Source organism: Shewanella psychrophila, from assembly GCF_002005305.1.
GTDB classification, from domain to species: domain Bacteria; phylum Pseudomonadota; class Gammaproteobacteria; order Enterobacterales; family Shewanellaceae; genus Shewanella; species Shewanella psychrophila.
The window spans coordinates 4,254,446-4,278,851 of sequence record NZ_CP014782.1 but is presented as its reverse complement, the minus strand read 5'-3'; the positions used below and the strand labels follow the sequence as shown (position 1 = coordinate 4,278,851).

General features: G+C 35.3%; 27 protein-coding genes. All 27 read left to right on the top strand.

The window, feature by feature from the left end; translation table 11 throughout:
- The 27 genes from sps_RS18425 to sps_RS18295 all read left to right on the top strand — a co-directional run bounded on the left by sps_RS18425 (position 1) and on the right by sps_RS18295 (position 24,404).
- Positions 1–888 carry a formyltransferase family protein gene (locus tag sps_RS18425; protein WP_077753836.1) on the top strand — a complete coding sequence of 296 codons (888 nt, stop codon included), beginning with the start codon at positions 1–3 and terminating at the stop codon, positions 886–888.
- Complete coding sequence (locus sps_RS18420; protein WP_077753835.1) at positions 885–1,553, top strand: PIG-L deacetylase family protein; 669 nt, start codon at positions 885–887, stop codon at positions 1,551–1,553. The genes sps_RS18425 and sps_RS18420 overlap by 4 nt, the downstream gene beginning before the upstream one ends.
- Positions 1,550–2,617 (top strand): N-acetylneuraminate synthase, encoded by a 1,068-nt coding sequence (neuB, locus tag sps_RS18415; RefSeq protein ID WP_077753834.1) that lies wholly within the window; start codon positions 1,550–1,552, stop codon positions 2,615–2,617. The genes sps_RS18420 and neuB overlap by 4 nt, the downstream gene beginning before the upstream one ends.
- A complete protein-coding gene (locus sps_RS18410) occupies positions 2,617–3,549 on the top strand; it encodes a methionyl-tRNA formyltransferase (RefSeq protein WP_077753833.1) in 933 nt (310 codons plus the stop codon). The genes neuB and sps_RS18410 overlap by 1 nt, the downstream gene beginning before the upstream one ends.
- Positions 3,542–4,603 (top strand): nucleotidyltransferase family protein, encoded by a 1,062-nt coding sequence (locus sps_RS18405; RefSeq protein ID WP_077753832.1) that lies wholly within the window; start codon positions 3,542–3,544, stop codon positions 4,601–4,603. Before sps_RS18410 ends, sps_RS18405 begins: the two co-directional genes overlap by 8 nt.
- A 2-nt stretch (positions 4,604–4,605) precedes the next feature.
- Positions 4,606–5,583: a Gfo/Idh/MocA family protein gene (locus sps_RS18400; protein ID WP_077753831.1), complete on the top strand. Its 978-nt coding sequence runs from the start codon at positions 4,606–4,608 to the stop codon at positions 5,581–5,583.
- Between the two features lies 1 nt (position 5,584).
- A complete protein-coding gene (locus tag sps_RS18395; RefSeq protein ID WP_077753830.1) occupies positions 5,585–6,274 on the top strand; it encodes an acylneuraminate cytidylyltransferase family protein in 690 nt (229 codons plus the stop codon).
- Positions 6,274–7,044, top strand: a complete 771-nt coding sequence (locus sps_RS18390) for an oxidoreductase (protein WP_077753829.1) — start codon at positions 6,274–6,276, stop codon at positions 7,042–7,044. Before sps_RS18395 ends, sps_RS18390 begins: the two co-directional genes overlap by 1 nt.
- 9 nt (positions 7,045–7,053) lie before the next feature.
- On the top strand, positions 7,054–8,133 hold the full coding sequence (rfbB, locus tag sps_RS18385; RefSeq protein WP_149027305.1) for a dTDP-glucose 4,6-dehydratase: 1,080 nt from the start codon (positions 7,054–7,056) through the stop codon (positions 8,131–8,133).
- A 2-nt stretch (positions 8,134–8,135) separates the two neighbouring features.
- Complete coding sequence (locus tag sps_RS18380; RefSeq protein ID WP_077753827.1) at positions 8,136–8,687, top strand: acyltransferase; 552 nt, start codon at positions 8,136–8,138, stop codon at positions 8,685–8,687.
- The gene (locus tag sps_RS18375) at positions 8,684–10,189 is read left to right on the top strand and encodes a lipopolysaccharide biosynthesis protein (RefSeq protein ID WP_218919598.1); all 1,506 of its coding nucleotides are present in this window, start codon (positions 8,684–8,686) and stop codon (positions 10,187–10,189) included. Before sps_RS18380 ends, sps_RS18375 begins: the two co-directional genes overlap by 4 nt.
- A 77-nt stretch (positions 10,190–10,266) precedes the next feature.
- The gene (locus sps_RS18370; protein WP_077753826.1) at positions 10,267–11,412 is read left to right on the top strand and encodes a hypothetical protein; all 1,146 of its coding nucleotides are present in this window, start codon (positions 10,267–10,269) and stop codon (positions 11,410–11,412) included.
- 329 nt (positions 11,413–11,741) lie between these two features.
- Complete coding sequence (gene rfbA / locus sps_RS18365) at positions 11,742–12,689, top strand: glucose-1-phosphate thymidylyltransferase RfbA (RefSeq protein ID WP_077753825.1); 948 nt, start codon at positions 11,742–11,744, stop codon at positions 12,687–12,689.
- A complete protein-coding gene (locus sps_RS18360) occupies positions 12,686–13,087 on the top strand; it encodes a sugar 3,4-ketoisomerase (protein ID WP_077753824.1) in 402 nt (133 codons plus the stop codon). The genes rfbA and sps_RS18360 overlap by 4 nt, the downstream gene beginning before the upstream one ends.
- A complete protein-coding gene (locus sps_RS18355; RefSeq protein WP_077753823.1) occupies positions 13,084–13,545 on the top strand; it encodes an acyltransferase in 462 nt (153 codons plus the stop codon). Before sps_RS18360 ends, sps_RS18355 begins: the two co-directional genes overlap by 4 nt.
- A 2-nt stretch (positions 13,546–13,547) precedes the next feature.
- Positions 13,548–14,651, top strand: a complete 1,104-nt coding sequence (locus sps_RS18350) for a DegT/DnrJ/EryC1/StrS family aminotransferase (protein WP_077753822.1) — start codon at positions 13,548–13,550, stop codon at positions 14,649–14,651.
- Positions 14,648–15,874, top strand: coding sequence for a glycosyltransferase family 4 protein (locus tag sps_RS18345; RefSeq protein ID WP_149027304.1), 1,227 nt, complete (start codon positions 14,648–14,650; stop codon positions 15,872–15,874). The genes sps_RS18350 and sps_RS18345 overlap by 4 nt, the downstream gene beginning before the upstream one ends.
- Before the next feature lie 20 nt (positions 15,875–15,894).
- Entirely contained in the window at positions 15,895–16,665 is a 771-nt protein-coding gene (rfbF, locus tag sps_RS18340; RefSeq protein ID WP_077753820.1) for a glucose-1-phosphate cytidylyltransferase, read from the top strand.
- On the top strand, positions 16,640–17,767 hold the full coding sequence (gene rfbG / locus sps_RS18335) for a CDP-glucose 4,6-dehydratase (protein ID WP_237157879.1): 1,128 nt from the start codon (positions 16,640–16,642) through the stop codon (positions 17,765–17,767). Before rfbF ends, rfbG begins: the two co-directional genes overlap by 26 nt.
- Position 17,768: 1 nt before the next feature.
- Positions 17,769–18,200 (top strand): dTDP-4-dehydrorhamnose 3,5-epimerase, encoded by a 432-nt coding sequence (locus tag sps_RS18330; protein WP_077753818.1) that lies wholly within the window; start codon positions 17,769–17,771, stop codon positions 18,198–18,200.
- A gap of 1 nt (position 18,201) precedes the next feature.
- A complete protein-coding gene (locus tag sps_RS18325; RefSeq protein ID WP_077753817.1) occupies positions 18,202–19,131 on the top strand; it encodes an NAD-dependent epimerase/dehydratase family protein in 930 nt (309 codons plus the stop codon).
- On the top strand, positions 19,128–19,931 hold the full coding sequence (locus sps_RS18320) for a glycosyltransferase family 2 protein (protein ID WP_077753816.1): 804 nt from the start codon (positions 19,128–19,130) through the stop codon (positions 19,929–19,931). Before sps_RS18325 ends, sps_RS18320 begins: the two co-directional genes overlap by 4 nt.
- Positions 19,932–20,018: 87 nt before the next feature.
- Positions 20,019–21,035, top strand: coding sequence for a hypothetical protein (locus tag sps_RS18315; RefSeq protein WP_077753815.1), 1,017 nt, complete (start codon positions 20,019–20,021; stop codon positions 21,033–21,035).
- On the top strand, positions 21,032–21,985 hold the full coding sequence (locus sps_RS18310) for an NAD-dependent epimerase/dehydratase family protein (RefSeq protein ID WP_077753814.1): 954 nt from the start codon (positions 21,032–21,034) through the stop codon (positions 21,983–21,985). The genes sps_RS18315 and sps_RS18310 overlap by 4 nt, the downstream gene beginning before the upstream one ends.
- A gap of 39 nt (positions 21,986–22,024) precedes the next feature.
- Positions 22,025–23,176 carry a glycosyltransferase gene (locus sps_RS18305; protein WP_077753813.1) on the top strand — a complete coding sequence of 384 codons (1,152 nt, stop codon included), beginning with the start codon at positions 22,025–22,027 and terminating at the stop codon, positions 23,174–23,176.
- Positions 23,177–23,284: 108 nt separating this feature from the next.
- Positions 23,285–23,785, top strand: coding sequence for a sugar transferase (locus tag sps_RS18300; RefSeq protein ID WP_335695434.1), 501 nt, complete (start codon positions 23,285–23,287; stop codon positions 23,783–23,785).
- Positions 23,772–24,404: an acetyltransferase gene (locus tag sps_RS18295; RefSeq protein WP_149027426.1), complete on the top strand. Its 633-nt coding sequence runs from the start codon at positions 23,772–23,774 to the stop codon at positions 24,402–24,404. Before sps_RS18300 ends, sps_RS18295 begins: the two co-directional genes overlap by 14 nt.
- Positions 24,405–24,406 lie beyond the last annotated feature (2 nt).

Genomic DNA, 24,406 nt, shown 5'->3' with positions numbered 1-24,406 from the left:
ATGCGTATTGGTTTTATTGGTTGCGTGCAAACGAGTCTTATGGCTCTTGAAACTCTTTTAGACATTAATGATGTTGAAGTCTGTGCGGTTGTTACTCGGGAGAAGTCTACAATTAACACAGACTTTGCTGATCTATCTAAAATTTGCAAATCTAGTAAAATTCCTTTTCACTTTGAGAACCCAAAAGAAAGAGGACTCTCTATAGAATTCTTGCGACGCTATAATGTCGATGTAATCTATTGCATAGGTTGGAGCTATCTACTTAGTGAAGAGCTACTGGCTCTTCCTCCGCTAGGCGTTATTGGTTTTCACCCCGCTAAGCTTCCCAAAAATAGAGGTCGCCATCCAATAATTTGGGCACTTGCTTTAGGGTTAGAAGAAACTGCATCGACGTTTTTCAAAATGGATATTGGTGCTGACTCTGGGCCAATTCTGAGTCAAGAAAATATATTAATTCAAGATACGGATGATGCTAAAAAGCTCTATGAGAAAATTTTAAGAGTATCAAAAAAACAAATTGAAAAATTTACAGTTGAACTGGCGAATAGTACTGCAAACTTCCTAGAGCAAGATAATTCTCAAGCGACCTACTGGAGAAAAAGAAGTCGAATAGATGGTCTTATTGATTTTCGCATGTCAGCTGAAGCCATTCATAATTTAATTCGCGCTTTAGCTCCTCCATATCCTGGTGCTGAGTTTGTTTTTAATGGCAGATACATCATGATCATTAGTAGCACTCCTATATATGGTGGGTTTGAAAAGAATATAGAGTCAGGAAAAGTGTTAGAAAAGAGAAATAATAACATTTTAGTTAAAGCTTCAGGTCAAGATGCGATTTGGTTAGAAAGTATTGACATTGTTGATATTGAGGAAGGAAATTATTTATGAAAAGAGTATTAGTCGTAGCCCCTCATGCTGATGATGAGACTTTGGGTTGTGGTGGGACCATACTAAAATTGATAGATAATGGATATGAAGTACATTGGTTACTGATTACCGGTTTAACGGACGAAGCTGGCTTTACACAAGAGCAAAGAACTAAACGAAACCAAGAAATTAAAATCGTTACCGAAGCTTATTCGTTTTCAGGTGTTCATCAATTAAATTTCCCTGCAGCACGTTTAGACACTAGACCTATTGGGGATATCATTTCTTCTATCAGCAATGTAATGCATAGAGTTAAACCAGAACAAGTATTTACGGTTTATCGTAATGATGCCCATAGTGATCATGAAATTGTGTTTGACGCTGTAATGTCAACAACAAAGTCGTTTCGATACCCCTTTGTCAAGAGAGTGTTGGCATATGAAACCATATCAGAAACAGATTTTGGTTTAAAACCAGAAGATGGTGGTTTTAAACCAAATGTATATGTAGATATTAGTAATTATTTAGATAAAAAATTAGAAATTCTTGAAACATTTGAGTCTGAAGTTCAGGAATTCCCATTTCCTCGTTCGCGTAAAGCGGTTGAGTCGCTTGCATATGTCCGCGGTTCGCAAAGTAACTCTCAAGCATCTGAAGCATTCATATTAATAAAGGAACTTTTATGACATTAATTATCGCCGAGGCTGGTGTAAATCATAATGGTAGCAAAAAGCTTGCATTTGAGCTAATCAAAGCTGCACATAGTGCTGGTGCTGATATAGTTAAATTTCAAACGTTTAAAGCAAAAAATCTTGCATCTTCTAATGCTGAACAAGCCGATTATCAGGTGACGAATACTAAGAGAAAAGAGTCACAATTAGAGATGTTAAAAAGATTAGAACTTCCATATGCTATGCATAAAGAGCTAATAAACTATTGCGATGAATTAGGTATTCAGTTTCTTTCGACGGCATTTGATTCAGAGAGCCTGCACTTCCTAGTGAATGATTTGGGTTTAAAAACGCTCAAATTACCGTCTGGTGAAATAACTAATGCTCCTTTATTACTTGAGCATGCACAAACGGGTTGTGACCTTATTGTATCTACGGGTATGGCAACACTTTCAGAAGTAGAACTTGCATTAGGCGTACTCGCGTTTGGATTAATAAATGAAGTAAGCGTTCAACCTTGCAAAAAAGCTTTTCAGGAAGCTTATGCTTCGAGCGAAGGCCAAAAACTCTTAACCGAAAAGGTTACTATTTTGCATTGTACAACTGAATATCCTGCTCCTTTTAATGAAATTAATTTAAAAGCAATGGATACTTTAGCACAAGCATTTCAATTACCTGCGGGGTATTCAGATCATAGCGAAGGTATTACTATCCCAATAGCCGCGGTTGCTAGAGGGGCTGTTTTAATTGAAAAGCACTTTACATTGGATAAGTCGATGGATGGACCTGATCATAAGGCCTCATTGAACCCTATAGAACTTACTGCAATGGTATCAGCTATTCGACAAGTCGAGGTTGCATTAGGTAGTAGCATCAAAGGCCCTACAGTCTCGGAAGTAAAAAATATAGATGTGGTTAGGAAAAGCCTAGTTGTATCTAAAACGGTCATGAAAGGTGAGTTTTTTTCACTAGAAAATCTTACTATAAAAAGACCAGGAACAGGACAAAGTCCTTTTGACTATTGGGAGATGTTAAATACCGCTGCAATTAAAGAATACAATATGGATGAGTTAGTATAATGAAAATTGGATATTTTGCTGATGGACCATGGTCTCATAAGGCTTTAGAGTTGATTTCAAAAACTGCTGGCTTAGAGATTGTATTTATAGTTCCACGATTTGATCTCCAAGATCCAGTTCTAAAAGATTGGGCCATAAAGTTGGATGTGCCTTATCTTCCGACTAGAAATGTAAATACAGAAGATTTTTTGTCTGTAATGGAAAATTTTGAACCAGACTTACTAGTATCAATGTCTTTTAACCAGATTTTAAAAAAAGAAATCATTGATTATGCACCTAAGGGGTTTGTTAACTGCCATGCTGGCGCATTACCATTTTATAGGGGACGTAACCCACTGAATTGGGTTTTAATAAACGGTGAACATTCTTTCGGTATTACTGTTCATTATGTCGATGAAGGAATTGATACTGGAGATATTGTAGAGCAGAGAATGTACTCTATTTCTAAAAAAGACAACTATCAATCACTTTTAAATAGAGCGGTAATAGAGTGCGCAAATATTTTACATTCTGCAGTATTGAAAATCTCTCATGATGATGTTGAAAGAGTTAAGCAGGAAGACATCCATCCCGTAGGAACTTACTTTGGTATACGGACATTCGGTGATGAATTAGTTGATTTTAACTGGGAAGCTAAACGCATTTTCAATTTTGTACGTGCTATATCAAAGCCTGGTCCTTGTGGTCGCTTCTTTATTGGAAGCCATGAGTACGCAATTGAAAGAGTAGAATTAATTCCTGAAGCTCCAAGTTATATAGCTACAACTGGAGAAGTCGTTGGTCGGAATTTAAATGGTTCCGTTGTTAAAGTTGGTGATTCTACAATTTTGATTACATGTGTCAGTGATGTTTTAGATGGAAAGCTATCCGCTCCCTATACTCCTAAATTTAAAATAGGTACACGAATTAACAAAAGGGCGTATTGTGAATAAAAATTGGGAAAAAGTTTCTATACAACCTGAAACGTCGATTCAGAATGCACTTCAAGTAATAGATGACAATGCTATTCGTATTGCTTTGGTGATTAATAAGTACAGAGAGCTTTTAGGCATTGTATCAGATGGTGACATCCGTAGAGGGATTTTAAAAGGTATATCACTTGATGCTGCAGTTAGTGGTGTTATGAATATTAACCCTTTTACTTGTGAATCTGGTACGGATAAGCAGACGTTGATCGAGGAGATGAATAAGCGAGATATCTTATCTGTGCCTATTATTTCTAAAGGTAAAGTAGTTGGCTTATCTTCACTTCATGATGAGTTAACCGATAGTCCAATATATAAAAACCCTGTTTTTATAATGGCTGGTGGGTTTGGAACAAGACTCAAACCGCTTACTGATAATTGCCCGAAGCCAATGTTAAAAATTGGTAACAAACCAATCTTGGAAACAGTGGTCCGTAGTTTTATCAAAGCAGGATTTTCTAATTTTTATATATCAACGCACTATATGCCTGAACAAATAAGGGAGCACTTTAAAGATGGGTCACAGCTCGGTGTTAACATCACTTATGTTCATGAGTACTCTCCTTTAGGTACTGGCGGTGCGTTAGGATTACTTCCTGAGGATCTACCTCAGTCTTTACCATTGATTATGATAAACGGCGATGTGTTGACCAAGGTTGATTTTCAACGATTACTTGAATTTCATGTGGAAAATGATGCTGATGCCACAATGTGTGTAAGGGAGTACGATTACCAAATTCCTTATGGAGTGGTAAATGGTGAGGGCAACAAGATCACTAGTATGGTTGAAAAACCGATTCAACGTTTCTTTGTCAACGCGGGAATTTATGTGCTGTCACCTCGAGTGATTCTGTCAGTACCTAAGAATCAGCGAATTGATATGCCGACTTTGCTAGAAAAACATATGGTAGAAAGAGATAATATATTAATGTTTCCTATTCACGAATATTGGCTCGATATAGGCAGAATGGATGATTTTAATCGTGCTCAAGCTGACATTCATGCCTTGGGGCTCGAATAATTATGAATAGAGTTGCGGTCATTGGTTTAGGCAATATTGCAATCCGTCATCGTCGTAATTTGAAGATATTATTTCCAAATACAGAATTGTTCGCAATGTCCGCTAGTGGACGTATTCCAAATGATAAAATCAGTGATTGTGATGTCATAGCGAGTAATGTTGAAGAGTTAATAAAAGCACAAGTAGAATTAGTCATTGTGGCTTCTCCGGCACCTTTTCATGCTCTGCATTCGATTCCTTTAATCGAAGCAGGAATTCCGACACTGATTGAAAAGCCGGTTACGACAACAATTGAAGATGCTAATGCGATTCAGCAAGCCATTAAGTTACATGCTACTCCCGTCGCGATAGGTTATTGCCTTCGATATCTACCATCTGGACAGAAACTGAAAGTACTGTTAGAAACAGGTAAGCTTGGAGCTTTATATAATGCCCACATTGAGATTGGTCAATACCTTCCAGATTGGCGACCGAATAAAGATTTTCGAGATTGTGTTTCAGCCAATAAAAGTTTAGGTGGCGGAGCGCTTTTTGAGCTCAGTCATGAATTGGATTACGCTAAATGGTTGCTAGGACCTCTAAGCCTGCAGCATGCCATTTTACGCACATCCGAAGAGCTGGGCTTAGAAGTTGAAGATATGGCTGATATCTTAGTTTTGACAGATTCAAATGCCGTAGCGAGCATTCACTTGGACTTTTTACAACGTAAAGCGTACAGGCAATGTAGTTTTGTCGGTAGCGAAGGGCGCATTGACTGGGACTTGATTAAGAATCAACTTATCTTGACTACAGCAACAGAAATAACTGTTCTTTATAGTGAACCAGAGTGGGATAAGAACCAGATGTATTTAGCAATGATATCTGATTTTGTTCGGATGATTGAGGGTAAGCAACATAGCTGCACAGAGGTCATAGAAGCGACATCAACAGTTGATTTGATTCATAAGATTAAACAGCAAGCCTGTAAAAAAGAGAAATAAAATGAAAAATTTTGCATTCATTTTTGCTCGAGGAGGCTCAAAGGGTCTACCTGGGAAAAATATTAAACCATTAGCGGGTAAGCCGTTATTGCAATATTCAATTGACACAGCTCTCGCCTCACCATCAATCGATAAAGTATTTGTTTCAACAGATGATTCTGGAATATCTAAAGTTGCGGTCGAATCCGGAGCAATTTTAATTGAAAGACCAGTGGAACTCGCAACCGATACTAGCCCAGAGTGGCTCTCTTGGCGTCATTCTGTTGAGTGGGTTGAAGAGCATTACGGAGAATTTGACGGTTTTATTAGTTTACCAGCAACAAGTCCACTAAGAGGTGTCATTGATGTGGAAGCGGCGATTGAGCAGCGAATGAAAGTCGATGCTGATATCTGTATTTCTGTTACACCTGCGAGTCGTAGTCCATATTTCAATATGATAAAAAAAACTCAAGACGGTCTGGTAGAACTAGTCAATAAGTCTGAGGCGGATGTGACTCGTCGCCAAGATGCCCCTGAGATATTTGATATTACAACGGTGGTGTATGCCTCTACTCCGCAATTTGTATTAGGCAACTATGGACTTTTTTCCGGTAAAGTGACCAGTATCGAAGTGCCTAAGGCTCGTGCAGTAGATATTGATGATATTTATGACTTTCGATTGGCCGAAGCAATTTTGAATGGTGAACAATAATGAAAAATTTACTTAATGAACAAAAGATACTGATCGCTGGCGCTGGCGGTCTTCTTGGTGCGAAAATAGTAAAACATGCTTTAGCTCAAGGTGCCCAAGTCATTGCTGCTGATATCAACGTCGATTTGATGTGTGAGAAGTTGGAGTGTCAGCAAGTTGAACTCAATGATGCGAATTTATCATTGGTGGAATTGGATGTTACTAATGAAGCAGAAGTAAAGATGTTTTTTGCTGAGAAAAATGGGATTACAGGTGCTGTAAACAGTACCTACCCGCGCAACAAAACATACGGTGCTCACTTCTTTGACGTATCGCTACAAAGTTTCAATGAAAATTTAGCTTTGCACCTAGGTAGTGCATTCTTATTTACTCAGCAATGTGCATCATATTTCAAAGAACATCAAGCGCCTTTTTCGCTAGTAAACATATCTTCTATTTATGGTGTTGTTGCACCAAAATTTGAGATCTACAAAAATACTCCAATGACTATGCCTGTAGAATACGCGGCAATTAAATCAGCTTTACTTCATCTTAATAAATATGCAGCTGCATATGTAAACGACAGTAAATTCCGCGTCAATAGTGTCAGTCCCGGAGGAATTTTCGACCATCAACCAGAAGCCTTCCTTAGTGCCTATAGAGAAAATACTCATGGTGAAGGAATGCTAAAAGTCGATGAGTTAATTGGTTCGATATTATTCCTTTTATCTGAAAACTCGAAGTTTGTTACCGGACAAAATATTGTTGTTGATGATGGATTTAGCTTGTAGGCGATTATAATGAAAATATTAGTTACTGGTGGTGCAGGTTTTATAGGGTCCGCTGTTATTAGAAATATTCTAAATAACACAAGTGACTCAGTGATAAATGTGGATAAACTTACTTATGCAGGTAATTTGGAGTCTCTCCAGGAGATCGACGCTAGTGAGCGTTATGTATTTGAACAAGTAGATATCTGCGATAAGCATGAACTGGAAAGGGTTTTCGAAGAACACAAACCTAATGCTGTGATGCATTTAGCTGCTGAGTCGCACGTGGATCGTTCTATTGATGGGCCAGCAGCATTCATCGAAACGAATATAGTTGGCACTTATATTCTTCTTGAAGTCGCACGTGCTTACTGGAATAAGCTAACTAATGATGAAAAAGAAAACTTTCGTTTTCATCATATTTCAACTGATGAAGTGTTCGGCGATCTTGAAGGTACTGATCTGCTGTTTACTGAGACGACTCCTTACGAACCTTCAAGTCCATACTCAGCTTCAAAGGCCTCCAGTGATCACCTTGTCCGTGCTTGGTATCGTACGTATGGTTTTCCAATTGTAGTGACTAACTGCTCTAATAATTATGGTCCCTACCATTTTCCTGAGAAACTCATTCCTTTAGTCATTCTTAATGCTTTGGATGGTAAATCACTCCCTGTGTATGGTAATGGGTTGCAGATACGAGATTGGTTATTCGTTGAAGATCATGCCAGAGCACTATATAAAGTATTGACTGAAGGCAAGGTTGGAGACACATATAATATTGGTGGTCACAATGAAAAGACTAATATTGACGTTGTCAAAACTATTTGTTCAATACTTAATGTGTTATTGCCTAAAAAACCCGAGGGTATTGAAGCCTATCAAGACCTTATTGTCTATGTCTCTGATAGACCAGGGCATGATGTACGTTATGCCATTGATGCTTCCAAAATCCAAAGAGAATTAAATTGGAAACCGACAGAAACTTTTGAAACTGGCTTGAAAAAAACAGTTACTTGGTACCTAAATAATCTTGAGTGGTGTAAAAGAGCACAAGAAGGGACCTATAAGAGAGAGCGTTTAGGTAATTCATCGGCCGGTTTAATTGAATAATTATGATTAGAGAATTGTATAAGAAGTATAAGTTTGACGTCAAAAGTGACAGGTTAGGCCCTGATTGTCTATTTACACATTGGCGCTTGTATTTTTCAACAACAATGCAGCAGCTATGTTTTAAGAAATTTAAGTCCTTTTCAAGCAGTTCTCAATTTAGACCTGGTGCATATGCTATAACTTGTTCAAAAATTCATATCGGCAGTAATGTGATCATTCGCCCTCATACTATGATATTTGCCGACCCAAGACCTGGGGATGAAGGCTCTGTAGTGATCAATGATGATGTTATGCTAGGCTCCGGTGTGCACATTTATACCGGTAATCATCGTTTCGACATGCCAGGCGTAAATCTAATCAAGCAAGGTCATAGTGAACCGAAGACAGTGATTCTAAAGGAGGGCTGTTGGTTAGGTGCTAATGTGATAGTGTTGCCCGGTGTAACTATAGGAAAAAACGCAGTTGTTGGTGCCGGCAGCTTAGTGACTAAAAATGTAGCAGATAGAGCATTAGTTGCAGGTAATCCTGCAAAGTTAATTAAGCTGTTAGCATGAAAACAGATAGCTTAAAAAAACGGTATGCAATAAAGTTATTAGCAAATATCATTACAGGTATCATTAATGCTTTTCTAATTGCAATTGTACCAAAAGCATTAGGTCCTGTAACGTATGGACATTTTACCTTCTTACAACAATTTTTTAATCAAGTTGTTTCTTTTTTAGATGCAAGTACATCGACGGCTTTTTTTACAAAACTCTCTGCAGATAATGATAGAAGGGAATTAATAAAAGCTTATTCCATTTTTTCATTGATATTATTATTCATTCTTTTCATATCTGTATTTCTCATTGAAAAGCTAGGGTATTCGCAGTCTTTATTAACTGGTATACCTGATGACTATATTTACTTGGGGCTTTGGTTTTGCTTTCTCACTTGGTTGACACAAGTTTATATAAAAATATCAGATGCATATGCTTTAACCGTATCTGTAGAAATTATTAAAATCATGCACAAGCTCTTAATGCTTGGAGTCCTGTTATATATTATTGATTTTTTGTCTTTCGACTTATCTATTTATTATTACTTTCATTTTTTATCTTTATTTTCATTCATTTGTGTGTTGACAATTTTGTTTGGCAAAAGAAAGATAATCATAAGATCTACTTTTTCTAGTACAACAGATTATAAAAAAATAATTTCTGAATTCTATCTATTCTGTTCACCCATATTTTTGTTTAATATCATTGCTATAAGTATTGGAATTTTTGATATTTGGTTGTTGCAAAAAACAAGTGGTTCAGTTCAAACTGGTTATTATGGTTTGGCATACTCTATAGCTGCAATGTGTTTTTTATTTACAAGTGCAATGACTCCTGTCATAACTCGTGAGTTTTCAAAATCATTTGCTGAGAATGATTTACAAGAAATTAGTAGGCTGTTTGAACGTTATGTCCCTTTACTCTATGCTGTAGCAGCCTATTTTAGTGTATTTATTGCCTTTGAAGCTGAAAGTTTGTTAGCTATATTTACTGATGAACGATTTAAAGATGTTTGTTTTGTGCTTGTAATAATTGCATTTTATCCTTTACATCAAACTTATGGACAAATTAATGCAGCACTGTTTTTTGCTACAGGAGATACAATAAAGTATAGAAATATCGGATTAGTCTCTTCTTTTGTTGGCTTGATCTTTAGTTATCTATTTATATATAAATTGGAATTAGCGGCTGTTGGTTTTGCTTATAAGATGGTCATTACGCAATTTTTGAGTGTTAACCTACAGCTATATTTCAATGTTAAAAAATTAAAATTAAAATTTATTAATTTCTTATCTCATCAAATTTATACTATCTTGTTTTTTTCTGTTTGTGCTTACATTTCGTCGACCGCTATTAACATAGACAATCACGTAGGAATTAATTTTATAGTGACTGGTGTGCTTTATTCCGCTCTTGTCATATTAAACATATTTATATTCCCTGCAGTCTTTGGAGTCAATAAGCCGCAAATAATGGCATTATTAACTAATGTGAAAAAGAAGCTTTATAATTTTTAGCCTTTTTTCTTAGGTATGCCTAGTCGTGAAAAATGTTCCATTTTCCTTGTGGAATTTTAATTGGAGAAGGAAGTAAAATGAAATTTTGGTTTTTTAGTGTATGTAGAATTACTGAGAATGACTATATCAGATATGGGCTATTTGAATTAGCACAAAAAGGAATTGATGTTGAAGCTATTGATGTTGGTGATATCATGTGGAATGAGAAAAACGATGTCATTAAACATAAGTACAGCAATAATATATCAATATGCCATACAATTAAAGACTACAAAAATAAACTTGAAGAGATTAGCGCGAAAGATGTTGTACTTTGTGGGGCAGTGTTGACACCTACTTTGCATTCTATGTTATTTAGTAAAAGTAAGTATATAGGTTTACAGACCTTAGGAGCGATCCCTCGTAAATTCAATAACACACATGGGAAACTTGATTTTATAATAAAAAAACTTAAACGACCTCAGATTATAAGAAAAATAGCTTCAAAACTATATGGAAAATATATTTATAAACACTATCCATATTACTTTGTTCAAAGAGCTGGATATTTATCTTCTAATAACCACCCTGGTATAAATCAGAGAACAGAGATTCTTGAAGCTCAACCATTTGATATCTATTCATTACTTTACGTAAAAAATAAACCGATCGTAAACAACAATTACATATTATGGATTGATCAAGCAATCCCATTTCATACTGACACTTTGAAAAACGGGTATGATATCAGTCGTTTTGCTGTTGAATATTACACTCGAATGAAATCAATTGTTCGCTCTATAGAGAGTAAATATGGATTTAAAGTGATTGTTTCTCTGCACCCTAGAATCATTAATGACAGCAGATATATTGAAATTTGGGAAGGTTGGGAAGTAATTAGCAAAGATACAAGTCAATATATTCCAAATGCTAAGCTTTGTATAACTCATAATAGCACTACTATTCATACTGTTGCTTTTTTCCGAAAGCCATTATTAATAATAAAAGATAAAATTTTGACTGACAATGGCTATGATCTTGGTTCCTGTGATGGCTTTATAAGCGAATTGTCATGCAATGAATTTAACTCAAATGACCATATTGATAAATTAAATTTAGAATTCGAAATAAAAGATATATTCTATGATGAGTATATAAAAAAATATGTTTCTAATCAACCAGAACAAAAACCAATTATTGCAGACGTTATTTATGAATATATCAATCGAGTTTCAGAACACTAATTAGTGTATAACTGTATTGAGTTAGAGTGCCTTTTACCTGCATAATAAAACAAAGTTGTAAACAAATTGAATTACAAAATATTGATGACTAACATATGTGCAAGATACTTCTTATAAACAAGAGCGAATAATCGTTGCTTGCTAATTTAGTGAGATACTTGAAATAAATAGGAAAGATAAATCAGATTTTAGTGAGTTACACGATTTTTCCGATGACACATTGAAAATTAATGTGTCGATTAATTAAATTATTTTGGATCTGTGTTTTACATGATTTTTTGATAAAATGTCAATGCAGTTTTATAAGATAGGAAATATATTGCAAAGTGATGAAAAAAAAAGATATAACTAATGAATGTGAAAACACTTCTTTAACTCAAATTACCACCGATACTTCAACCTGTTACAAAGGTATTGTGTTAGCAGGAGGATCTGGGACAAGGCTTTACCCTATTACTAAAGGTGTTTCAAAACAGCTCTTACCAGTTTATGACAAACCAATGATTTACTACCCTTTATCTGTTTTGATGCTTGCGGGTATAAATGATATTCTAGTTATCACTACCCCAGAGGATAATGCAAGTTTTATAAGGTTATTAGGCGACGGTAGTGATTTTGGTATTAATTTAACATATGAAATCCAAGAAAGTCCTGATGGTTTGGCGCAGGCTTTTATTATTGGTGAAGAGTTTATTGGTGATGATCCAGTCTGTTTAGTCTTAGGTGATAACCTTTTCTGGGGGCAAGGCTTTTCTCCAATGTTAAAAAAAGCCGCTGAAAAAAATGTTGGAGCAACTGTTTTTGGTTATCAAGTACAAGATCCTGAACGCTTTGGTGTTGTGGATTTTGATGAAAATATGAAAGCACTTTCAATTGAAGAGAAGCCGACAAATCCAAAATCTAATTTTGCGGTTACTGGTTTGTATTTCTACGATAACAGTGTGGTTGATATTGCGAAAAATATACAGCCATCCGACAGAGGTGAATTAGAAATATCTAGTATTAACCAAGCCTATTTAGAGAAAGGTTTGTTAGAAGTAGAGCTCCTTGGTCGAGGGTTTGCCTGGTTAGATACGGGGACTCATGAAACCTTATTAGACTCAGCCATGTTTGTTGAAACAATTGAGAGACGCCAAGGTTACAAAATAGCTTGTTTAGAAGAAATTGCATTTAATAATAATTGGTTAACCGTACAACAAATCAAAGAATTAGCGGAACCGATGATGAAAAATAGTTATGGTCGCTATTTAGTAGAGCTAATTAAGGGTAGTAAATGAGTTTAATTAATATTATCAATTTCAAATCATTAGGTGATGAACGTGGTGGTCTAGTTGCACTTGAAGGAAACAAAGAAATCCCGTTCGAGATTAAACGCGTATATTTCATTTCGGGGACTCAGACTGGTGTTGCGAGAGGTTTTCATGCCCATAAAGAATTGAGACAAGTTGCTGTATGCATCAGTGGTTACTGCAAATTTATTCTGGATGACGGTAGTGAAAGGCAAGAATGTGTATTGGATAGCCCAACTAATGGAATGCTCATAGATAAAATGCAATGGCATGAAATGCACGACTTTAGTGATGATTGTGTTTTATTGGTTATAGCAAGTGATTATTATGATGAAGCAGATTATATTCGTGATTATGGCAATTTCTTAGGGTTAACTTTAAAATGAAAATTCATAAGCTAAGTGACGTACTTTCAACTAATATTGGAGAAGGTACTAGTATTTGGCAGTATAGTGTTATTCTTCCAAAAGCTGTTATAGGTAAAGGATGTAATATTTGCGCCCATACATTGATTGAAAATGATGTAACTATTGGTGACAATGTCACGGTTAAATCTGGTGTGTATATTTGGGATGGAATTACTATTGAGGATAATGTTTTTATAGGTCCTTGCGTTGCATTTACAAACGATAAAACACCTCGCTCAAAACAATATCCCGAAATGTTTTTAAAAACGGTTATAAAAAATGGTGCTTCACTTGGAGCAAACTCAACGATTTTGCCTGGGATAGTCCTTGGTCAGAATTGTATGGTGGGTGCGGGCGCTGTTGTTACAAAGGACGTGCCTGATTATGCCGTAGTTGTTGGGAACCCTGCAAAGATTCTAAAATATATTGAGAAATAACAATGATTTCATTTTTGAACTTAAAAGAAATAAATGCACAATATGCAGAGGAGTTGAAACAGGCGTGTTCTAGAGTGATCGACTCAGGCTGGTATTTGATGGGGAAGGAATTAGAGTCATTCGAGAGTCAATTTGCAAGTTATTGTGGAACGAAGTGTTGTATTGGTGTAGCAAATGGTTTGGATGCATTAACACTTACATTAAGAGCTTGGAAAGAACTTGGTAAACTAGAAGATGGTGATGAAGTCATTGTTCAAGCAAACACTTATATAGCTTCTATTTTGGCTATTACGGTGAATAACTTAAAACCAGTATTGGTAGAACCAGATGAATATACGTTTAACTTATCTCCACATCTAGTTGAAAAAGCGATAACAGCAAAAACCAAAGTATTATTGCCTGTGCATTTATATGGCCAAATGTCGCCAATGCCAGAAATAATGGAAATCGCGCATAAACATAATTTGTTAGTATTGGAAGATTGTGCTCAAGCACATGGTGCAAAAATAAATGGCAAAAATGCAGGTAATTGGGGTGATGCTGGTGCATTTAGCTTTTATCCAGGTAAGAATTTGGGGGCTTTAGGTGATGCTGGAGCAGTAACTACTAATAGTGCAGAGCTTGCAAAAGCTATCAGATCACTTGGGAATTATGGTTCAGAGAAAAAATATGAAAATATTTATCGAGGAGTTAATAGTCGCTTAGATGAAATTCAAGCCGCTATGCTAAATGTGAAACTACCTTATCTTGACGCAGAAATTAGACAGCGTAGACATATTTCAGAACGTTATCTAAATGAAATAACGAACCCTTTAGTCAAGTTACCTGCGTCAAAAAATGAAGATACTCACGTTTGGCATCTTTTTGTTGTAATGTGTGCGAATAGAGAATCGCTACAGAGCTATCTGCAGAAACAAGGAATTCAAACTCTAATTCATTACCCAGTTCCCCCCCATAAGCAACAAGCATATAAAGGATTGAATAGTTTAAGCTTACCTAAGACGGAAAAAATACATCAAGAAGTTTTAAGTTTACCATTAGGGCCGACTATGGTTGAGTCTGATATCACTGCTGTTGTTAATGCTGTTAATCTGTTTAATATATGAACATCGCATTTTATAGTCCTTATCCAACAATAAGCGGTGTTTCGATTCTGTTCTTAAGATTGGCTTCATATTTATCTCAAACACATAATATTTTTATTATGGATTTAAATGGCGGCTATATGCATAGTAAGATACCTGAAAATTGCAAATTCATACCATATGACAGTCCAGAAATGCTTCCCCCAGATACAATCTTGGTTGTTCAATCTTGCGCTTTGTGGCGAATTCCATTTATTGATAAATTTGATATAAAAACAAGGGTGTTCTTGTGGAACCTTCATCCTGATAATCTCAATCCTAATATAGGGGGGAAGAAAACAGGTTTGGTAGGAATGGTCTTAAAAGTTATTAACCTTTTAAATCATTACAGGAAAAAGAAGCTAAAAACTCAAACCAAGTTATTCATAGAGAATAAAGCTATTTATTTTATGGATATGGAAAATTTAAAAAATACAGAAAGATTACTAGATATAAATATAGAAAACAACTTGTTACTTCCCATTATCAACAATGTTTCTTATCCAAATAAAATTAAAAATTATAAGGTTTCAAAAAGTGAAGTTATTAAATGTATATGGGTTGGGAGAATTGAGGGGTTTAAATTACAAATACTACTTTATACAATTTCACAGCTTGAAGCTTACAAAGAACACAAGATACATTTAACTATAGTCGGCAGAGGAAGGGATAAAAAAATTGTTGATTCGTACCTTCGTAAATGTCAGAATCTAATTTATTCTTGCATTGACAACGTCTCCTTTAATGAATTAACAAATCTATTTAAGGACAAGCACTTAGCTTTTGGCATGGGTACTAGTGCGTTAGATAGTGCTTCAATTGGACTTCCTACTGTTTGTTTAGATTATTCTTATTCTAAAATATCAAAATATTACCAATTTCATTTCTTACATGAGAATACTGGTTACATAGTCGGTTCTGAAATTAATGCACCTAAATTTTTCTCTAATAGTTGTAACCTTTATAAAATTTTTAATGAGATTATTCATGATGGTCTAACTGTCTCTGAGAAGAGCTTTAACTACTGCTTAAATAATCATTCTTATCGTATATCCGATAAAATCCCCGATATACTGTCCAACTCTAGCTTAACCATTGGAACGCTGTTAAAATATAGACTTTCAGATGCAGACTTCATAACTAAATTGATTGCCAATGTATTAAATAAAAACAAAGTAGATTCGTCAGGTTTTATTCTTTTTTAAATTTCAATCATAGGGTTTATATGAAAGTATTATTGTTAGCAGGTGGTTTTGGAACAAGATTAAGTGAAGAAACTGATATTCGACCAAAGCCAATGGTTGATATTGGTGGGAAGCCAATCCTTTGGCATATTATGAAAATGTATTCTCAACATGGATATAATGACTTTGTGATCTTGCTGGGTTATAAAGGCTATTATATAAAAGAGTACTTTGCTAATTATTTTCTGCACCAAAGTGATGTGACTATCGATTTATCAACTAACGAGATGAAAATTAATAAAAACACTTCAGAACCTTGGACTGTTACATTAATCGATACTGGTTTGCATACTATGACTGGTGGGCGAATAAAGCGAGCTAAAGAAATAATCGGTGATGAGCCTTTTATGCTAACTTATGGTGATGGTGTATCAGATATAGATATTTTGTCATTGGTAGATTTTCATAAAAGCCATGGCAAGGCTATTACGATGACTTCAGTACAGCCAGAAGGAAGATTTGGTGCATTAGAGCTTGAAGGAGATCAAATAACCAATTTTCTTGAAAAGCCAAAGGGTGATGGACATTGGATCAACGGTGGTTTTTTTGTTTGTGAACCTAAAGTTTTAGATTATATTCAGAGTGGTGATAAAACTGTTTTTGAACAAGAACCTCTTCAGAGTTTAGCAACAGACGGCGAGTTAATGTCTTATAAACACTATGGATTTTGGAAGTGCATGGATTCACTAAATGATAAACAAAAGTTGAACGAAATGTTTGACTCTAATGAAGCAAAATGGAAGAGTTGGTAATATGTTTGGTAACGTATATAAAGGCAAAAAAGTACTAGTAACCGGTCATACTGGTTTTAAAGGAACATGGTTGACATCTTGGCTATTAGATTTAGGTGCGGATGTTTGTGGTATATCAAAAGATATCCCTTCTCAACCATCTATGTTTGAAGTTTTGGAGCTAGACACTAAAATTGAGCATCATATTGCAGATGTTCGAGACTTAGATATTATTTCAAATATTATTAATTCTTATAAGCCTGACTTTTTATTCCACTTAGCTGCTCAGCCTATAGTGTCACTTTCTTACCATGATCCGCTCGAAACTATATCCTCGAACGTCATGGGCACTGCTAATATTCTTGAAGTATTGAGGAAGCTTAATCACAGATGTAATGCTGTTATTATAACAAGCGACAAGTGTTACGAAAATGTCGAGTGGGTCTGGGGCTATAAGGAGACTGATCCCGTTGGGGGGCGCGATATATACAGTGGTTCTAAAGGTGCTGCCGAAGTTATATTTCATGCCTACCAAAAATCATTTTTCCCGACTGCTGAAGGTAATGTAAGAATTGCCACAGGTCGAGCGGGCAACGTAATTGGTGGCGGTGATTGGGCTGTCGATCGTATTGTTGCTGATTGTATGAGAGCCTGGAATAGTGGTGATAAGGTAGAAATAAGGTGTCCAGACGCTACACGCCCTTGGCAGCATGTATTAGAGCCTTTAAGTGGTTATCTTGCACTAGGGCAAGGACTTGAAACACAAAAGTCAAATCATGGTGAACAGTATAATTTTGGTCCTCGTTCCGAACAAAATCATACTGTTAAAGATCTTTTAACTGATCTTAGCGAACATTGGGATTTTGATAATATTAATCAAGCATATGATATTACCGACAATATACCATTTCATGAGGCTGGTTTATTAAAGCTTAACTGCGATAAAGCACTTTTCAATTTGAAGTGGGAAGCCAGCTTGAACTATGAACAATGTATTAAATTTGTTAGTGAGTGGTATTACCTATTTTATCAAGGTAAAGAAAATATGAGTGAGTTCACTTCTAAACAAATTAAAGATTATCAAGAAATAGCTAACAAAAGAAAATTAGTATGGTGTAAATAGTATGATAGAAGGAGTAAATGTTGAGCCATTACGTAAGATTCCCAATGATAAAGGTGATATTTATCATGGTTTGAAATCTACTGATGAGTCATATGTTTCTTTCGGCGAGGCATATTTTTCTAACGTTAATCATGGTGATATTAAAGGTTGGAAAAAGCATAATGAAATGGTGCTGAGCTTAATCGTGCCTGTTGGAAGTATCAGGTTTGTGATATATGATGACCGCTTTCATTCAAGTACATTTCAGCAGTTCTTTGAAATTACACTAGGTATTAAAAACTACTCTCGTTTAACTATTGCGCCTGGGTTGTGGGTTTCTTTTCAGGGAATGCAAATAGGACAAAATTTGTTACTAAATATTGCGAGTATTGAGCATGACCCCTCAGAGAGCGTCAATTGCCCTCTAGAGCAAATTAATTACAACTGGAATTAGTATGGATGTACTTATAACTGGCGGTCTTGGAAATTTAGGTTTGTGGATTACAAAGCATTACCTTTCGCTCGGTCATAAAGTCTGTGTGTTAGGAAGAAGCGAAAAAGTAGTCATTGTTCATCCTAATTATCATTTTTTGAAGGCTGATATTACAAGTTTGATGCAGATAGAATCTGTTATAGATGAATATTTTGATTTGTGTATTCATGCCGCTAGTTATAACGAACATTTCAAATCTGGTTATTCAAAAGATGCTCTGCTTATCAACTCACTAGGAACTGAATATCTATGTCAGGCCTTATCAATTAATGGTGTGGGTAAGTTAATTTATTTCAGTACTTTTCATGTGTATGGCTTGTCTGAGGGGGAAATAACAGAGCGTACTGAAGTAGAACCTAAAAATGATTATGGGTTAACGCATTATTTTGCTGAAAAATATATAGAAAAACACTCTAGAACAAACGGCCTGAATTATTTAATTTTTAGATTAACTAATAGTTACGGTTGTCCTGCGGATGATCAAACAGATAAGTGGTATCTCATTTTTAATGATTTTTGTCGTCAAGCCGTAGAAAATAATAATATAAAACTCACTAGTAACGGGAAAGGTAAGAGAGACTTTATCTGGATGGGAGATGTTGTAGACATCATCAGTAAGGAACAATACGAGAAATTACCTTTAAATAGTATTTATAATTTATCTTCCGGAGCTATATATTCTTTGAGAGAGCTCGCTTCCTATGTTCAAGATGCATACTATGAGTTTTCTGGAAATAAAATAGATGTGACTTTTAATGAAGATGACTTTTCAAGCGCTAATAATCTAATGGTTTCGAATAGTAAATTGACTTCCTTTGTAGACTTCGAATTTAAAAATAAATTTTCTAAAGAAGCATTAAGTATATTTACACTACTTGGTAATAAGAAATGAGCAATAATCCATTGGTAAGTGTGGTTGTACCATTATATAACTGTGCAGACTTTATTACAGAAACAGTTGAATCAATAATTAATCAAAGCTATAAAAACTTTGAAATTGTAATTGTTGATAATTGTTCTACTGATGAAAGTTTAAGTGTGGTGAATGAGTACAGTCACAAATTTAGTAATATATCAGTAATTCAAACAATGAACAATTCAGGCGGACCTGCGCATCCTCGTAATCTTGGTATTGAATCTTCAAAAGGTGATTACATCGCGTTTCTTGACTCCGATGACATATGGGAGGAAAATAAATTACAGCTTCAAATAGATTTAATGATGTCTGAAAGTTATAATTTCTTATCAACATCGACATGTAATATTGATCAGTATGGGGTACCGCTAAAATCTAACTTAAAAAAACCTAATGAAGATAAGAAAAGTTATGGTGTAAAATCTATGTTAGTTAGGAATACGATAACGACATCCTCTGTCATCGTCGAACGTCAATTTATTGGTTCGCTTAGGTTTTCCGAAGATATTGACTTGGTGACAGTTGAAGATTATTTTTTATGGTTACAGTTGCTGAATAAACAAGACTGCAAATTTTGCCATTTAGGAGATGCTCTTGTCAGATATCGTGTTTTCTCGGCATCTTTAGGAAGTAAAGGCGGTAAATCTAGGTTTTTAATTAAATCGCTTTTGGCATCATCAAAGTTTTTGCTTTTATCAAATGGGAAATACTTAGGCATAGTTTTAATTTCTCATCTGTTAAGATTTTTTCGCCTTTTACTTAATAGAGATATATAAAATATTTTGGGTACTATTTAATTTTGCTATTAATTATATTTGTCGGGGCTAATATGAAACTTGTACCAAATTTATTTCGAGAGAATTATGTTTAATAAGTTTGTTTTGTTGGGTTTTTTTGGTGTTTTTTTTAGTCCACTTGGAATGATTAGTTATATTTGTATATTAAAAGGTGTATTCGCTAAATTCAGTCTTTTTGATGTTTTATTTATTGCTTATATATTTTCCAATCTGATTGTTAATATACTTATTGGTGATCCAGTCTTATCTATCACAACTTTTAGATTCTATTTTGGTTTTATTGTTTTCTATCTATTTTTTAAAGTAGAGGGTGAATTACCTGTAAAGGCAATTATGTTATTTCTGCTGATGATTATCCCTATGGAAGCTATATTAATCAATACCATTTTACCAGCACAAATGTTACCTAATTTTCCAGATGCTTCAGCGCACAGTCATTTTAACATTGGTGGATATCAAAGGCCGTATTCATTCGGTGGGAATGCGTCGGTCGCTAGCAGTTTACTTGTTGTTTTGATGAGTATGTATGTGCTGTCTCGTATTCAAAAGTCAGCTTTCATTGGATGTATGTTGTTATTCGCATCTGGGAGTGGGTTTTTCAGCTTGCTAACTTATTTCTTTCTGAGACTTTTTAAGTTCTTTGTGTTGTTATTACCATTAGTTATTATTCTTATTGGTGCATTTCATCAGGAAGTGCTGGGGATCATTGACTCCTTAGGGCTGAAATTTAACTCTGGCTATGTTGAAATCTTAATAGAGTTTAAAAGGCAACAGTTTATGTCTCATTTTACCGGGTTTACGATTGTGGATTATATTTTTGGTAATATTGATTCTTTAGCTGAAGGGTATGGTGGCGATTTTGCTTGGTTATACTTCGTGTTAGGCTATGGATTATTGTCTTTTTGCATCTTAATTGGTTATATACTTTCTAAAATCACCAGAAGCACTGCTATTCCTATTATTGTGATACTAGTTGCGACTTTTCATTACCCTGTAATATTTTTTCTACCTGGTCAGATATTGTTAGGGTATCTCATGTCTCGTAAGTCGGTCAATTCTAATTATGTTGAGGTGTTAAAATGAAAGCTTTGGTGTTGGGGGCTACGGGTTTTATTGGCCAAAAGTTGGTAGAAAGATTACTCATTGAAAATTTGAGCGTAACAGCGATCACAAGAGGCGGGAAAGCGCTTAACAAATTGGATGAAAGAGTAAAGTTTATTGTCTTTGATTTAATTAGTAGTCCTGTTTCTATGATTGATTTTTCTAAGTACGATGTTGTTTTTAACTGTGCTGGAGAAATCAAAGATGAAAGTAAGATGGAAGATCTGCATGTCAATTCTGTACGGAGCATGTTAGAGCAGTTAAAAGGAACTGGTACTAAATGGGTACAGTTAAGCAGTGTTGGTGTTTATGGTCCTAAACATATGGCTCATATTACTGAAAATGAGTTATTTCAACCTCATGGAACTTATGAAGTAACTAAGGCTAATGCCGAGATTATTGTGAAAGATTACTGTATTTTAAATAATATTGCCTTTTCTATCGTTAGGCCTTCTAACGTCTTCGGTTGTGAGATGCCTAATGAATCGTTGCGGTCTCTTATTAAAATGGTTCAGTCCGGGATGTTTTTTTACATCGGAAACCCTAGAGACTACAGAGTGAACTATGTACATGTTGATAATGTCGTGGAAAGTCTTTTTTTGTGTGGCCAGTTACAATCTTCAGATCGAGAAGATTATATTATATCAGACAACATGCTACTTACCGACTTTGTTAGCTTGATTTCAAAATTTTATATGAAACGTGGTAGGGTATTTACCTTGAATAAAAGGTTAGTAACATTGGTGAGTCAGCTTTTTAGAAATTGGTCACGATTTCCATTAACAAAGTCAAGGATTTCCGCATTGACTTCAAATGTGACCTATGAAAATGATAAAATTATCCTACAACTCAGCTATAAACCTTGCATTGCCATAGAAGATGGAATTGCCGATTTTTTATCAAAGGATTCAGGTTTAAATTTAAAATCTTAAGTGTTAACCTTTTCTTACTGTTCAATTAATGTAGGTTCTATGTGTAATAAATCTATTGCTGTTGTCGTTTCCAGCCCAATGACTGTAAATTCATTTTTAATCAATCATATATGTGAGTTATCAAAGTGCTATAACGTTTCTGTTATTGCTAACTTTGGTGGCTTTTCAGGCAACCTTAATTTGCCGGAAGAGGTCAAGCTATATAATGTTGCTATTGTACGAAAAATATCTTTAATCAGTGACCTTAAGGCTCTATTTCATCTAATTAAACTTTTTCATCGTGAACGTTTTAGTGCTATTTACTCCGTAACACCTAAGGCCGGTTTAATATCTATGTTGGCTGGTAAGTTTGTTGGTTCAAAGATACGTATACACACATTTACAGGTCAAGTATGGGCGAATAAAACTGGCATATATAGAAATTTATTGAAGTCATTTGATAAGGTTATAGCTCGATGCACAACCGTTTCATTAATTGATAGTCATAGTCAACGTGACTTTCTTCTTAATGAGGGGGTGGTATCCATACTGGGGAGTAAAGTTTTAGGATCTGGATCCATTAGTGGTGTGGATACGAATAGGTTTATTCCTTCTCTAACTTCTCGAGAAAGAGTTCTTAACGAATTAAATATTCCTCTTCACGCTAAAGTCATTCTTTTTATTGGAAGGCTTAACAAAGATAAAGGTATTTCTGAACTCATAGAAGCCTTTAAGGTTGCTTATAAAAGTTCATCTAATTTATATCTTTTAGTTGTTGGTCCAGATGAAGAGAACATGAAGGGGGGTCTCCTCAGTTCTCTAGGTTTATTGTCTAAAAATGTTGTTTTTGTGCCATTTACAATAAATCCCGAGGAGTTAATGCAAGTTTCGGACGTTTTGTGTTTACCCAGTCATAGAGAAGGGTTTGGTACTGTTGTTATAGAAGCCGCAGCATGCGGAATTCCATGTGTCGGTAGTAATATTTATGGTTTGTCGGATGCCATTGTTGATGATTTAACTGGAGTTCTAGTACCTGTTAATGACTTTTACTCTTTGGCGCAATCATTACATGTTATTATAAATGATGATAAAAAAAGAGTTTTAATGGGGAACGCTGCTAGAAAAAGAGCTGTAGATAAATTTGATAATACAATACTTAGTGAAGCTTTGGCTAAAGTGTTCAATGATGAATTTAGAGATTTAGAGATTTAGAGATTTAGAAAATGAAAAGAGTATTTGATTTTATAACGGCACTATTTTGTTTGTTAATTCTTTCACCTGTTTTACTTGTTGTAACCATTATGGTTAAAGTCAAACTAGGTGGTAGTGATTTTTTTTTCTCAAGTTAGACCAGGGTTAAATAGTCACCCTTTTAAAATGTATAAATTCAAAACAATGAAAGAAGACCGGGACATAAATGGTTGTTCTTTGCCTGATGAACAAAGGTTAACTCCTTTCGGCAATAAGTTAAGACATTCCAGTTTAGACGAGCTTCCTGGTTTATGGAATGTCTTGATTGGTAATATGAGTTTGGTTGGCCCAAGACCTTTATTAATAGAGTACTTACCTTTATATAACGAACGAGAAGCTAAGAGGCATAACGTTAAGCCTGGCATTACTGGATGGGCTCAAGTGAACGGCAGGAATGCAATAAGTTGGAGTGAAAAATTTGAACTTGATGTATGGTACGTTGAAAATCATAATTTCATTTTCGATTTAAAAATCCTATTTAAAACTGTAAGAAAAGTTTTTGTGAAAGAAGGTATAAGTGCTAAGGGACACGCAACGATTGAACCATTTAGAGGACATGATATTGAATAGTTGTGCGATATTTGGAGCCAGTGGACATGGAATGGTTGTCGCGGAAATTGCTGAGCTTTGTGGGTATTCAACAATTCATTTTTATGATGATAGGTTTGATCGCATTAAATTTGTCAATAGGTTGCCGGTCATAGGAGGCTGGGAACTGCTCATTCAGTCATTAACTCACTATGATAATGTTATTATCGCTATCGGTGACAACTATATTCGGTCAACAAAGGTCAGTCTGTTGAAAGAGGCTGGGGCTACCAGCATGGCACTAGTACACCCGTCTGCCATCGTCAGTCAATATTCAAAAGTAGGTGGGGGAACTGTGGTTATGGCTAACGCAGTTATTAACCCTAATTGTACAATAGGTGATGGATGTATAATCAATACAAGCTCTTCAGTGGATCATGACTGCTTCATTAATGATGGCGTCCACATAAGCCCTGGTGCTAACTTCGCGGGAGGAGTGTCCGTTGGGAATAATACGTGGATAGGTATTGGCTCATCAATCAAACAAAATGTTGATATTGGTAGGAATGTGATTGTTGGTGCAGGTTCGACCGTCTTAAGTAATATAGCTGCCAATTTGACCGTTATAGGTAGTCCCGCAAAACCAATCGATTTAGAATAGGA